Raw genomic sequence first — 13,878 nt, forward strand, 5'->3', positions numbered from 1 at the left:
GTAGGTCGAGTAAGAAGCCGGCTGACATGGACGATTCAGGACGGATCTCGAACGCGGATGTCGCACCCATCTGCGGCAACTGCGGCACCGTCAACGCGGCGAATGCCGAATTCTGTGTTCGCTGCGGACGGTTCGTCGGGTTCGAGTCGGGATCGGGCACCCATGAGGGGCGCACACTTACGTCCCAGATCCCGGTGGTGACGTCCTGGAGTCCACCGGATCGGGCTACCGGTTCGGACGTTCGAAGTGCTGCCCCCTCCGCCCCGAGCCGGAGCTCCGCCGGCGGTCACGGTGAGGCGCGTCCTCCCCGCGTCGAGATCGTCACTCCGGAGCTGACGATCGATCCGGAAGGGGGTGGCACGTTCGATCTGCGGGTGCACAACACCTCCACGATCGTCGATCGCTTCCGGGCGGTGCCGCTCGATGCTCCGGGCTGGTTGAAGCTGACGCATCCCGCGATCGCCCTCTATCCCGACGAGGAGAAGCCGGCCACGATCAGCGTCGTGATCGATGCACCCAGATGGCCTGCCGCTCAGAGGTTCACGCTACCGATCCGAGTACATTCGGACGAGGATCCTGACGCCGCCATCGACGTCGCTCTGGCGTTGACGGTGCCACCGATCGGCGACCCCGCTCAGCTCCACGTCGAACCGGAGCGGGTCAGGCTCCGGGACGGGACATCGGCGAAGGTCGAGCTGAAGGTCGACAATCGAAGCAGCAACTATCCTCAACGTTTCGAGTTGAGCGGTTCGGACGCCGAGGATCTCCTCGAATTCGAGTTCTCCGCCGACGTCATCGAAGTTCCTCCGGGGGAGACGGTTCCGATCGGACTCGCCGTCCTCGTGCCACCACCGGAGGCCGGTTCGGCACGGTCGTATCGCGCCACGATCCGCGGTGCGAACGATCAGGCCGAGATCGAGACGCATCTGACGATCGAACAAGAGGTGTCGGCACTGCAGCTGCGGCTCGAACCGAGCACCCTCAAGGCCGCCGACGCGCCCTACGGGCAGGGATGGCTGATCATCGACAACCGCAAAGGTGGCGTCGACCGACATGTCCGGCTCTCCGGTCGAGACCCGGAAGGATCGGTCCGGGTTTTGTTCTATGTAGCAAAGATCGATGTCCGCGCCGGTTCCGAGAGCCGGGTCGGCATCCGCGCCCAACTCGTTGCTCCCCGGAAGGAAGCCGAAACCAGCAAACCCTTCACGGTCGTCGCGACCGACGGCACCAGTGAGGCCACCGTAGACGGAACCCTGATACACACGACCTCGCCGAATCCGATTGCCACAGCCGAAATCCGACTCGAACCCGAGCAGATCACGGTCAAGGACCGCACACACGGTCGCTGCCGTGTAGCGGTGGACAACACCCGTGGATCGCAACCACTGAAAGTGCGGCTGAACGGTTCCGATCCGGAACGCGCCGTCGGATTCGAATTCGAGGCGTGGGCACTCGAAGTGCCGCCGGGCGGGGTGTCGCGGGTCGCGATGACGGTCTCCGCTCCACCACCGCCGGGCGGAGAGACGGTCTCCCGGGAGATCCGGGTCGTGGCAAGCAACGAGGACGGTTCCGTCAAGACCCAGGGCGCCTTCGTGCAGACAGCGTCCCCGGCGCCGATTACCCTCGCTCGGATACGGCTCGAGCCGGAACAGTTCACCGTGCACAACAGTTCGCGTGGACAGTTGCGTGTCGTGGTCGACAACAGGAGCAGGGCCTTGCCTCTCCGGGCGCGACTGGTGGGCCGCGACCCCGAAAACGCCGTCCAGTTCTCCTTCGACCCGCCGACGTTGAACATTCCCCCGGGGCAAGCCGGTTGGGCGAAGGTCACCGTCCGGGCGCCGCGTCCGCGAATGGGGCACGCCAAGGTCCGAAACCTCGAGGTGGGTGCCGAGGACGGCGGAATCGTCGTGGATGCCGGCGCCGTGCTCACCCAGACCTCGGACGACCTGCTTCCGCTGATCCGGATCGCCGCGACCCTCCTTGGAGGCCTGATCGCGTTGATCGGAGCGTTTCTCCCATGGACGGGTGATGCACAGCAGGTTCCGCTGCTGACCGTGCGGCGGTTCCCCGGTATCGGCGACATCATGAGCGTCGCTACCGGAGACGACTACACCTACGTGACTCAACCCATCGCTCGGGCGGTCGTGATCGTGCTCATCGCGCTCATGCTGATCGGCATCCTGCGTCCGAAGGGTGGCATGACCATCATTGCCGGCCTCGCTGCCATCGCTGTCACGATCGGATTCGCGGTCTACGCGGATGCGCAGTTCTCTGCGGCGCCCGGAGGAACCGGTTTGCCGCTCGTGGTGGTGGGGTGCCTCCTCGGATGTGTCGGCGGATTGTGCATCCGAAGTAGCGAATCGTGACGATCGGATCACCCGGCGGCGACGGATTCCGGCACGAGTCGGCCGAGCTTGCGGTATTCCTGACGCACCGCGGGTATGGCATGTTCCATGCCGATCGCGCTGTTGCTCGCCGCCGCGAGGTAGGCGGCGGTGATGGCTGCGGAACGAATGTTGCCGCCCGACAACGTGAACGATCGGGCCAAGTAGTCCATATCGAGATCGTCACTGCACGGTACCGGTGAGTCGAAACAATGCCGCCACAACGCCCGCCGTGCGTCCTCGTCGGGCGTCGGAAAGTCCACGATGGCGTCGAGCCGGCGGACGAATGCCTCGTCGAGGTTGGCGCGCAGATTGGTTGCGAGAACGGCGAGTCCGTCGAAGTTCTCCATGCGTTGCAGCAGATAAGCACTCTCGATGTTCGCGTAGCGATCGTGCGCGTCGCGTACTTCGCTCCTCTTGCCGAAGACGGCATCGGCCTCGTCGAACAGCAGCACGGCATTGACGCCACTCGCTTCCGCGAAGATGCGTTCGAGGTTCTTCTCCGTTTCGCCCACATACTTGTCCACCACCGCGGCCAGGTCCACCGAGTACAGGTCGAGACCGAGATCCCCGGCTATGACCTCGGCGGCCATGGTCTTGCCGGTGCCCGATTCACCTGCGAGGAGGGCGGTGACTCCACGCCCTCGTCCGCCACCGGGCCGCATCCGCCAGTCGGTGAGGACTCGTTCCCGATAGCGAGCACGAGCGGTGAGCTCGTGCAACTGGTCGACGACGCGGTGGGGGAGTACGAGATCATCCCAGCCGACCGAGGGTTCGATGCGCCGGGCGAGTCGCTCCAGCCCAGCCGCGTTCTGCGCCCGCGCTCCCTGGCACAGGTCTCGTCCGGTGAGGGTGCTGCCGGTCAGGCTCGCCGATATACGCGCCGAACGAACCGCACGTTCGATCTGTGCCGGACCCAGCACGAACTGGTTCGCGACCTCGGTGAGGGAGCCGTCGACGACGCTGTCCCCGGCTGCGACGGCCCAGAGGTGTGCTCGGTCCTCGGTCGACAGGCGCTCCGCATCGACCTGGAGCGGCACGCTGTCCGACCAGCGCGGATCCCAGGTGACGGTTCCGATCGCAACGACGGGTGCTGTCAGTTCGCACAACGCCCGGATGATCGCCGTGTGTGTGGCCAGCGCGTCCATGGGTGTCACGACTATCCCGGCTCCGCGTAGCATCGCTTCTCGGCCCAGCCCAACCACCGCGCGGGCCGGGTCGGGGTGCTCGAGCAGCCGGCTGGCGTCCACACACAGGGCGGAGCGACCTGCTGCCTCCAGGGCTGCAACGGCAACAGCAGGAGCGCCGGACCCGATGGACTCCCGGATGTAGGTGCAGTGCTGGCCTGTTCGTATCGTCCGCGCGATCCGGCCGGACACGGGAGACTCGAAATGCCCTGCATCGAAAGGCAGATCGGCGATCTCCGGGTCGCAGCGATCGTCGCCGAGCAGATGCTGGGTCACACGATCCGGAACTCGCAGGCCCCGGGTGAGAAACGGGCGCTCCTCGTCCTCCACCAGTACGAGGCCGGTTTCGATCAGCGGCGCCCCTGCCGCCAATCGTGCGCGGTGCTCGGCTGTCATGGGGGACAGCTCGAGTAGTTCGAGGACCAGGCCGATCGTCGCCCTCCGCCGCGTGACGTCGTCGTTGAGGTAGCCGTAGAGACGTTCGAACCGCGAATTCAAGTCCGGCAGCATGCACATCAGCAACGCGTCGACATCGATGTCGGACAGCCCGGCGGACCGGGCAAGCCGACGCAGCCGCAGGTCGCCGCCCGCCGCTTCTGCCGCGTCGGCCCGGCGATCCAGTGCGATGCGAGCCACGCGGTCGGACTCCGGCGGGGGTGGAACCACGTCGAGCAACGCCACTGCGGATTCGTCGCTCAGATACAGGCCTCGGAAGGGGTCGTCGGGGGTTGGATCGTAACTGCGCCGATGGGTCACGACCATGCGGACGCGTGCCTCGATCAGGGCGCACCGGTCGAGCAGATCCCGCAGGTTGGCGTCCGAGTTCATTCGTTGCGTCCCTGCTTGCGGCGAGCCTTGCGCATGGTGATCGACGGACTCTCGCCGTCCGCCGGAGGTGCGTCCTCCGGCAAGGTCTCGAGGCCGGACGGGACGGGATCGGAGCCGTCCGGCGCCGGCGTGCGTCTGCGCTTCTGCTCACCAGGAACCGAGCCGTGTTTCCCTTCAGCGGACAGGCGCGGAGTGCGAAGGGCAGGTGGAGCGGCCGGGTGCACACGACCGGTAGGTGTGGGCATGCTGACGACGAGGTCGAGGGACGGTTTGAGTTCACCGCCGAGCGCTGTCCAGACGTCCGCGAACGATCGGTCTTCGGGCGGTGGCAGCGCGACGGCGACCGGAACAGGCATCCCGAGGTCGGCCAGCGAACCGGACAACAGGCTCCCCGGCAGTGCATCGTGCCGCAGGAAGCAGGTCAGCAACCGACCCAACAGGTGATGTTCGTCCTCGGGACGTTGGGTCCAGGCGGCCACGAGATAGGAGAGCTTGAAGTAGCGGGGAGGTAGATGCCGGGCGCGCACGAGCCCGTTGTCGTATTCGTTCACGAGGCCACGCTGGCGTCGGCGCAGGTCTTCCCTGATGTCGTACAGGTAGACGTCGACCGTCGGACCGGTGCGGCGGGCCGCCCAGTCCTTGGTCGGTGCGTCGAAGACGACATCAACCTCCGCGTCATCGATCGCCTCGTGCTCGATCAGCTGGCGGAGAGCTGCATCGACATCGGATATCACGGCGACCACCGGCCTCAGATCAGTCCCTCGCGGACGGCATATGCCACGGCGTGCGATCTGTTGCGGAGCTGCAGCCGGGTGGTGATGTCGTGCAGGACGTTCTTGACCGTGCGCTGGCTGTAGCAGAGCTTCTGCGCGATCTCAGAGGTGTCGTGTCCGTCGGCCACCAGACGCAGAACCTGGACCTCGCGTTCGGAGAGTCCCGAGAATCGCAATCCGCGCGGCGTCAGTACCTGTCGCTGCAGGGCACCGACCTGGCCGAGCAGGCGGCCGAGAAGGTCAGGAGGAACGACCCCGTCCCCGGCGATGACGCGCTGGACGGTGCGGACCAGCAGGTCGGGTGTCGCGTCACTACGGCGGAGCAGGCCGCTGATACCGCCCTCTGCCGCGGCGACGAGCGTGGAGTCGTCGATGACACGCAGGACGAGGATCACTCGCGGCGAGAAGCCGCGCTGGAGGGCGTGGAGGGTCCGCATGGCGGCGTCGTCGAGAACGTCAGCGGCGAGGATGGCGACCTCCGCGGATTCCGGATCGGTGTCGACGACGGCCACCTCGCTCCGCATGCGCAGCTGACTGACTACTCCGGCCCGGAGTATCGAGTCGTCGGCGTATACGTAAACAGGCACTCGGGGTTGCATCTCTTGCTCCCGGGGGAGGTGTGAATGGGCAACAACAAGTGTCCGGACGGCGCTCAACATCGGCTCAACGGGCGAATCGGAACGCTCAACACGGTGGACGTCCATTGCCCGGACCGAACGAGATCCCCAGGAATCGCTTCGGAGGTCGAATTACCCGTGAGGCGGCTCGAAGGGGAACGAATTGCGGTCACCGCCGGTGCGGTGCGTAGGCTCACCGGCACACAATGTGCGGCAGATGCGGATCTACAGCGGGTCGAAGCTGATGTTCTGCCGCGGCGTGCCGCCGGCGGACAGTGCGTAGAGGGTGGTCTTGATCATCGACGGGGACCCGGCGATCTGGATCTGCCGATCGGCCCAGGAGCCGAACTGTGAGACCACCTTTCCCAGCTTGCCGTGCAGGGTCCGGTGCAGGCCCGGCGGCGGATCTTCCACGGGAACCGGGTGCCACCACGGGTTCTCGGTCTCCTCCACGACGGGCACGACCGTGAGCCACGGATTGGTGGTGGCCAGCTGCCACAGCGTCTGCAGGTCGTAGAGGTCGCAGGGGTACTTGCCGCCGAAGAACAGGTGCACGCGCGGGTTGTCGCCCCGCATGCCCATCTCCATCAGTTGCGCCCGCAGCGGCGCGAGGCCTGTGCCGGAGGCGATCATCAGCACGTCCTCACCGCTGTCGCGGTCGACGTGCAGGCCGCCGAGCGGCGGCCCGATCACCCAGCGGTCCCCGACGGAGGTGTCGCCGACCAGTGCCGGGCTGACCCAGCCGCCGGACACGCGACGGACGTGGAACTCGATCTGGCCGTACGGGTTCGGGGGGATTGCCGCCGACAGGTACCGCCACATGTGCGGCCGCTGCGGGATCTGCACGCTCATGTACTGCCCGGCGTGGTACGGGATGGGCGAGTCCGTCTCGAGCCGGATGATCGCCAGGTCGGGCAGCACCCGTTCGTGGCCGACGACGGTGGCGCCCCACGCGGCGGGCAGGTCGTCCTCGGCGGCGGCGGCGGCCATGGTGTCGACGACGTGGGTGATGACCCCGGACCACGTGCGGTCGAGGGCGTCGGTCCACAGGATGGGCGGGGTGCACTCGCGCACGGCGGTGTGCAGGGCCCGGCCGGCGGCATGGAAGTGGTCGGGCCGGACGCCGTACTTGCGGTGGTCGCGGCCGAGCTGGGTGAGGAAGGCGGTGACGGTGTCGGGGTCGCCGAGCCGGTTGATCGCCCAGCCGACGGCGGTCGCGAACCGCTGCCGCATCGTCTCCATTCCCGCGGGGAACAGCTCGCGGATGCCGACTGTGTCGCTCCACAGGGCGGTGTAGAAGGCCGTGGCGAAGCGCTCGGCGCCGCCGGGGGTCGCGACGATCGACGCGAAGCTGAGCTGGACGCGGGCGACGGCGAAGGCCTCCACGCACCCTCCCGCTCGCCGTCTCTGCTGGTCGGCCGCCACTGTAGTCCCGCGGCGGTGTTTCGGCCACAATCGACGTCGAGCGGCTCGGTGACCCCCGCGATGTGCCGCAGGTCACACGACTCGATAAAGTTGAGCGGAACAAACTCAACTTTGGTGCTGTTGAAGCATGCGAACGCCCGCGGCGGGAGGCTTGCGGGTGCAGAATTGATACCGGCTCGCTCAATGAAGGGAAGGGGTTCGCAGTGGACTCGTTCAATCCCACCACCAAGACCCAGGCGGCGATGACGGCTGCCATGCAGTCCGCGTCCGCTGCGGGCAATCCGGAGATCCGTCCGGCCCACCTGCTCGTCGCGCTGCTCGACCAGACCGACGGCATCGCCGCGCCGCTGCTCAAGGCCGTCGGCGTGGACCCGACCGTCGTGCACCGGGAGGCGCAGACACTCGTCGACCGGCTGCCCAGCGCCACCGGCGCCACCACCACGCCGCAACTCGGCCGGGAGGCCGTCGCCGCCCTGACCGCCGCGCAGCACCTCGCCACCGAACTCGACGACGAGTACGTCTCGACCGAGCACGTGCTCGTCGGCCTGGCCGGCGGCGATTCCGACGTCGCCAAGCTCCTCGTCGGGCACGGCGCCACCCCCGCCGCGCTGCGCGACGCGTTCACCACCGTCCGCGGCAGCGCCCGCGTGACCAGCCCGGACCCCGAGGGCACCTACCAGGCGCTCGAGAAGTACTCGACCGACCTCACCGCCCGCGCCCGGGAGGGCAAGCTCGACCCGGTCATCGGCCGCGACAACGAGATCCGTCGCGTCGTCCAGGTGCTGAGCCGGCGTACCAAGAACAACCCCGTGCTCATCGGCGAGCCCGGCGTCGGCAAGACCGCCATCGTCGAGGGCCTCGCCCAGCGCATCGTCGCCGGCGACGTCCCCGAGTCCCTGCGCGGCAAGACCGTCATCGCGCTCGACCTCGGGTCGATGGTCGCCGGCGCCAAGTACCGCGGCGAGTTCGAGGAACGCCTCAAGGCCGTGCTCGACGAGATCAAGGAATCGGCCGGGCAGATCATCACCTTCATCGACGAGCTGCACACCATCGTCGGCGCCGGCGCGACCGGCGAATCGGCGATGGACGCCGGCAACATGATCAAGCCCATGCTCGCCCGCGGCGAGCTGCGCCTCGTCGGCGCCACCACCCTCGACGAGTACCGCAAGTACATCGAGAAGGACGCCGCCCTCGAACGCCGCTTCCAGCAGGTGCTCGTCGGCGAGCCGAGCGTGGAGGACACCGTCGGCATCCTGCGCGGGCTCAAGGAGCGGTACGAGGTGCACCACGGCGTGCGCATCACCGACTCCGCGCTCGTCGCCGCCGCCACCCTCTCCGACCGGTACATCACCTCCCGGTTCCTGCCGGACAAGGCCATCGACCTCGTCGACGAGGCCGCGTCCCGGCTGCGCATGGAGATCGACTCGCGCCCCGAGGAGATCGACTCGGTCGAGCGCATCGTCCGTCGCCTCGAGATCGAGGAGATGGCGCTGCAGAAGGAGACCGACGAGGCCTCCAAGGACCGGCTCGAGAAGCTGCGCGCCGAACTCGCCGACGAACGCGAGAAGCTGAACCAGCTCACCACCCGCTGGCAGAACGAAAAGACCGCCATCGATTCGGTGCGGGGAATCAAGGAACAACTCGAGGCGCTGCGCGGCGAGGAGGAACGCGCCGAACGCGACGGTGACCTCGGCAAGGCCGCGGAGCTGCGCTACGGCCGCATCCCGCAGCTGGAGAAGGAACTGGAGAAGGCCGCCGCCGCGTCCGGAGCCGCCTCCGACGGCGACGTCATGCTCAAGGAGGAGGTCGGCCCGGACGACGTCGCCGACGTCGTCGCCGCCTGGACCGGCATCCCCGCCGGCCGCATGATGGAGGGCGAGACCGCCAAGCTGCTGCGCATGGAGTCCGAGCTCGGCAAGCGGGTCGTCGGCCAGGACGAGGCCGTACAGGCCGTGTCGGACGCGGTGCGCCGCTCGCGGGCGGGCGTCGCCGACCCGAACCGGCCCACCGGCTCGTTCCTGTTCCTCGGCCCCACCGGCGTCGGCAAGACCGAGCTGGCGAAGGCGCTGGCGGACTTCCTGTTCGACGACGAACGCGCCATGGTGCGGATCGACATGTCCGAGTACAGCGAGAAGCACTCCGTCGCGCGGCTCGTCGGCGCCCCTCCGGGCTACGTCGGCTACGAGTCGGGTGGCCAGCTCACCGAGGCGGTGCGTCGCCGCCCCTACTCGGTGGTGCTGTTCGACGAGGTCGAAAAGGCCCACCCGGACGTGTTCGACACGCTGCTGCAGGTGCTCGACGACGGTCGGCTCACCGACGGGCAGGGCCGCACCGTCGACTTCCGCAACACGATCCTGATCCTCACCTCGAACCTCGGTGCGGGTGGCGACCGGGAGCACATCATGGCGGCGGTGCGGGCGGCGTTCAAGCCGGAGTTCATCAACCGGCTCGACGACGTGGTGATCTTCCACTCGCTGACCGAGGAGCAGCTCGAGCAGATCGTCGACATCCAGCTCGAGCAGCTGGCCGGGCGTCTAGCGGCCCGGCGGCTCGCGCTCGACGTGTCGACCTCGGCCCGGTTCTGGCTCGCCGTGCGGGGCTACGACCCGCAGTACGGTGCGCGTCCGCTGCGCCGGCTCATCCAGCAGTCGATCGGCGATCAGCTCGCCAAGAAGCTGCTGGCCGGGGACATCAAGGACGGCGACACCGTCTCGGTGGGCGTCAGCGACGACGGCGACCACCTCGTGATAGGCGCCTGACGCCGCCGGTGCGTCCTTTGGGCTGCTGTGCCAGCCCAAAGGACGCACCGGCGCGCAGCGCCTAACCTGGAGGGACCATGACGAACCCGCACGATCCGCGCACCCCCCAGGAGCGCGCCTACTCGCTCGACGAGGGGCGTGCGGACGACGCGCGCGCGACGGGCACCGGCCGCACCGACCCGGACGCCGACGACACCCGGGTCCTGCACACCGCCGACCCGACCGAGGCGTACGGCCGTCCGCCCGCCAACCCCACCCTGGTCTACCCGGCGTACGACCCCCGGTTCGATCCGACGGCGGCGCCGCCCAACCCGACGCAGGCGTTCGAGCAGCCCGGCTCCTACGGGCCCCAGCCGCAGTACGCGCCGACCCAGCAGTACGCGCCGACCCAGCAGTACACGTCGGCGCAGCAGTACCCGCACACCCAGCAGTACGGGGCGGCGCCACCCACCCCGCCGCACACCGGCGAGTACCCGGCGCTCGACGCGAAGCCGCCCCGGCGGCGCCGTTGGGGCCTGATCCTGCTCGCCGCGGTGGCGCTGATCGTGCTGGCCGGCTTCGGCGGCTATCTGCTCAGCGGCGGCAGCGGCGACGACCCGCAGCAGCGCAGCGCGGCGGCCCCGACCACCACGACCACGGTGCCCCGGCCCGCGCCCACGACGCCCGCGCCCACCACCGACCCGGCCGTGCCCGGCCTGCCGTTCGAGCAGCTGCCCGGCGGGCTCGGCGACGTCATCGGCGCGGCCGGCACCGTCGTCGGCACGATCACCGCCAACGACGGCACCTCCCTCACGCTCAGCGGCATGGGCGGCTCGAGCGTCACCGTGCGGCTCACGCCCGAGACGCAGATCATGTCGCTCGCGGGCTCCGATCCGTCGGCGCTGCGGGTCGGCGACTCGGTCGTCGCGCAGGGCTCGCCGTTGCGGGACGGGGAGATGATCGCCGACACTGTGGTCAGCGCGTCCCTGCCGTCCTTCGGCGGTCCGGGCAACTAGAACGCGATAGGCTGACCCTCGATGACGGTTATGTGGTTCGGACTGGCGGCGATCGCACTCGCGGGTGCGCTGGTGCTGCTCTACATCGACCGCACGCGCCGCGAACAGTCCGGCCGCGTGCGCGAGATCTGGGCGCGCGCCCAGGGCTACAAGTACAGCGCCGCCGACGACACCCTGCCCGGGCACTGGCACCGGGCGGCCCTGGCCAAGCAGGAGTATCTCGGCGCGGTGGACGTGGTCCACGGCATCCGCCGTGGCGAGGAGTTCATCCTCTTCGACATCGAGGAGACCGCGACGATCGTCGCGGTGCGCCGCAAGGTCGGCTCCGACGTCGACATCGACCTGCGCCTGAAGTCGACGCCGCCGCCGAAGGACTCGGACATGAACCTGCTCGGCGCCATCGGTCCGCGCATCGTGTTCGCCACCGACCTCGAGATCGCCCGCCGCATCTGTGACCAGCGCATGGTCGCCTACACCGAGTCGATCCCGCCGCACGTGCAGATGCTGTGGAGCGAGGGCGAATGGACCCTCGGCTCGATCCCCGTGGGCAGCACCGGCCGGGAATGGGACTCGGCCATCGAGACCGTCGCCCGGCTCTCCGGGATCCTGCACGTGCTGCCCCCGATCGTGGAGCCGCAGGAACTCGACCGGGTCGCGCACGACCCCGGCCGCCCCTCCGCGCGGCACTGAGCCCACCGCGTCACCGGAAGCGGCCGGCGCGCTGCGCTAGCTTTAGCCCATGACTTCCGCTGCCACCCGGCCCGTCGCCCTGATCACCGGCCCCACGTCCGGCATCGGCGCAGGCTTCGCGCGCGCGCTCGCCGGCAAGGGGTACGACCTCGTGCTCGTCGCCCGTCGCGAGGAGAGCCTGCGGTCCCTCGCCGACGAACTGACGTCGCGTTTCGGCACCACCTCGGAGGTCCTCGCCGCAGACCTGGCCACCGAGGACGGCCGCGCCTCCGTCGCGCGGCGCCTCGCCGAGGGCGTGGAGATGCTCGTCAACAACGCCGGGTTCGGTACGTCCGGCGAATTCTGGACCGCCGACCCCGCTCTGCTGCAGTCGCAGCTCGACGTCAACGTCACCGCCGTGATGCAGCTGACCCGGGCCGCGCTGCCGCCGATGATCGCGGCAGGCAGGGGCAGCATCGTCAACGTCGCCAGCGTCGCCGGGTTGCTCTCCGGGCGGGGTTCGACGTACTCGGCGAGCAAGGCCTACGTCGTCTCGTTCACCGAGGGACTGGCCGGCGGCCTCGCCGGCACCGGGGTGCGGGTGCAGGCGCTGTGCCCCGGCTTCGTGCACACCGAGTTCCACGAGCGGGCCGGGATCGAGATGAGCTCGATCCCGGAACTGATGTGGCTCGACGTGGACACGGTGGTGCGCACGTCCCTCGCCGACCTCGAGGCCGGCAAGGTGATCAGCATTCCGGGCCTGCAGTACAAGGTGCTCACGACGGTGGGCCGGCTCGTCCCGAAGAACCTGGTGCGCAGGGCGACCAACCTGGTCGGCCGCGGCCGGGGACGGACGTAGGCCCAGCGCAGGTAACGGTCCGGACACGGCGCGCCGACACGGCGCGTCGCGACTCGGGCGCCCCCGCGGGCCCGCGGTAGATTTCGCCCTGTGACGTCTGTGGCTCTTGTGATTGTCGTTGCGGTCGTGGTGGTACTGCTGCTGTGGACGCGCGCCGCCGTCCGCCGCCTCCGGGTGCTGAAGATGCGCCACCGCGACAGCCTGCGGCTGCTGACCAACGAACTCGACGACCGCTACGACCAGGTGCCCGCCCTCGTCGCGGCCTCCGCCGGCGCCGGCATGGACCGCAGCCGGCTCAGCCCCGTCGTCGGAGCCCGCTCCCTGGCAATCGCCATGCGCGACCAGCGGCTGCCCCTGGGCGAGCGGGCCGCGGCCGAGAACACCCTGTCGGCGGCCCTGCACGACCTGATCGGCGTCCTCGACGGCGTCAACCACTGGCCGTTCATCCGCGTCGCCCGCGAGTTGCAGACCCGCGAGCAGCGCATCGCCGGGGCCGCCCGCGTCCACAACGACCTCGGCCGCGCCATCAACACCGCGACCACCACCTTCCCGGCCTCGGTGTTCGCGCGCCTCGCCGCGGTCGGACCCGTCCCGCTGTTCGAGGTCGCCGCCCCGCCCGCCCCCACCGCCGTGGCCCCGCCTGAGCCCGTCGCGACGGCTCCCGCCTCCGCCCCCGGAGGCGACGCGCCGACCGGCGGATCGGACGCGCCGACCGGCGGATCGGACGCGCCGACCGGCGGATCGGACACCGTCGCGGCCTGACCGTCGGACCCCGACTAGGCTCGTCGTCGCCGGCGCCCTCGGGGCGCGGCGTGGAACGAGAGACGGTGAGGGGTTGCGATGAGTGATCGCGAGGAGTTGGCTGCGCTGGTTCGCGAACTGGCGGTGGTGCACGGCAAGGTGACCTTGTCGTCCGGCAAAGAGGCCGACTACTACGTGGATCTCCGCCGCGCCACCCTGCACCACCGGGCCGGCCCGCTGATCGGCAAGCTCATCCGGGAACTGGTCGCCGACTGGGACTTCGACGCCGTGGGCGGCCTCACCATGGGTGCCGATCCGGTGGCGCTCGCGGTCATGCACGCCGCCGGCCGCCCGATCGACGCGTTCGTCGTCCGCAAGGCCGCCAAGGCGCACGGCATGCAGCGGCAGATCGAGGGTCCCGACGTGCTCGGCAAGCGCGTCCTGGTGGTCGAGGACACGACCACCACGGGCAACTCTCCGCTCACCGCGGTCAAGGCCCTGCGCGACGCCGGCGCGACGGTCGTGGGTGTCGCCACCGTCGTCGACCGGGCCACCGGTGCCGGCGAGGTGATCGCCGCGGAGGGCGTCGAGTACCGCTACCTGCTGGGCCTGCAGGACCTGGGACTGCAGGACGCCTAGGT

Annotated in this window: 11 protein-coding genes; 7 read left to right on the top strand and 4 right to left on the bottom strand. The window is 69.3% G+C overall.

The window, feature by feature from the left end:
- The first annotated feature begins 374 nt into the window (after positions 1 to 374).
- A complete protein-coding gene (locus A4U64_RS04030; RefSeq protein WP_157127569.1) occupies positions 375 to 2,366 on the top strand; it encodes a hypothetical protein in 1,992 nt (663 codons plus the stop codon).
- Between the two features lie 8 nt (positions 2,367 to 2,374).
- Here the strand turns inward: A4U64_RS04030 and A4U64_RS04035 are convergent, their stop codons facing one another.
- From A4U64_RS04035 to A4U64_RS04050, 4 genes are all read right to left on the bottom strand, one after another.
- Positions 2,375 to 4,399, bottom strand: coding sequence for an ATP-binding protein (locus tag A4U64_RS04035; RefSeq protein WP_065922229.1), 2,025 nt, complete (start codon positions 4,397 to 4,399; stop codon positions 2,375 to 2,377).
- Complete coding sequence (locus tag A4U64_RS04040) at positions 4,396 to 5,133, bottom strand: DUF4255 domain-containing protein (protein ID WP_072635971.1); 738 nt, start codon at positions 5,131 to 5,133, stop codon at positions 4,396 to 4,398. Before A4U64_RS04040 ends, A4U64_RS04035 begins: the two co-directional genes overlap by 4 nt.
- Before the next feature lie 14 nt (positions 5,134 to 5,147).
- A complete protein-coding gene (locus A4U64_RS04045) occupies positions 5,148 to 5,759 on the bottom strand; it encodes a response regulator transcription factor (protein ID WP_373566445.1) in 612 nt (203 codons plus the stop codon).
- Positions 5,760 to 6,014: 255 nt separating this feature from the next.
- Positions 6,015 to 7,175 carry an FAD-binding oxidoreductase gene (locus A4U64_RS04050; protein ID WP_006931236.1) on the bottom strand — a complete coding sequence of 387 codons (1,161 nt, stop codon included), beginning with the start codon at positions 7,173 to 7,175 and terminating at the stop codon, positions 6,015 to 6,017.
- A gap of 242 nt (positions 7,176 to 7,417) precedes the next feature.
- Here A4U64_RS04050 and clpB point away from each other — a divergent pair, with 242 nt between their 5' ends.
- The 6 genes from clpB (at position 7,418) to pyrE (ending at position 13,876) form a co-directional block, all read left to right on the top strand.
- Positions 7,418 to 9,973: an ATP-dependent chaperone ClpB gene (clpB, locus tag A4U64_RS04055; protein ID WP_043796703.1), complete on the top strand. Its 2,556-nt coding sequence runs from the start codon at positions 7,418 to 7,420 to the stop codon at positions 9,971 to 9,973.
- Positions 9,974 to 10,050: 77 nt separating this feature from the next.
- On the top strand, positions 10,051 to 10,968 hold the full coding sequence (locus A4U64_RS04060; RefSeq protein WP_029545445.1) for a DUF5666 domain-containing protein: 918 nt from the start codon (positions 10,051 to 10,053) through the stop codon (positions 10,966 to 10,968).
- Positions 10,969 to 10,998: 30 nt separating this feature from the next.
- Entirely contained in the window at positions 10,999 to 11,658 is a 660-nt protein-coding gene (locus A4U64_RS04065) for a hypothetical protein (RefSeq protein ID WP_029545443.1), read from the top strand.
- 49 nt (positions 11,659 to 11,707) lie between these two features.
- On the top strand, positions 11,708 to 12,496 hold the full coding sequence (locus A4U64_RS04070; RefSeq protein WP_029545441.1) for an SDR family NAD(P)-dependent oxidoreductase: 789 nt from the start codon (positions 11,708 to 11,710) through the stop codon (positions 12,494 to 12,496).
- Between the two features lie 99 nt (positions 12,497 to 12,595).
- Positions 12,596 to 13,258 (top strand): LemA family protein, encoded by a 663-nt coding sequence (locus A4U64_RS04075; RefSeq protein ID WP_232334169.1) that lies wholly within the window; start codon positions 12,596 to 12,598, stop codon positions 13,256 to 13,258.
- Between the two features lie 78 nt (positions 13,259 to 13,336).
- Positions 13,337 to 13,876, top strand: coding sequence for an orotate phosphoribosyltransferase (gene pyrE, locus A4U64_RS04080; protein ID WP_006945331.1), 540 nt, complete (start codon positions 13,337 to 13,339; stop codon positions 13,874 to 13,876).
- The last annotated feature ends 2 nt before the right edge of the window (positions 13,877 to 13,878 follow it).

Source organism: Rhodococcus sp. WB1 (genome assembly GCF_001700945.1).
GTDB classification, from domain to species: domain Bacteria; phylum Actinomycetota; class Actinomycetes; order Mycobacteriales; family Mycobacteriaceae; genus Rhodococcus; species Rhodococcus aetherivorans.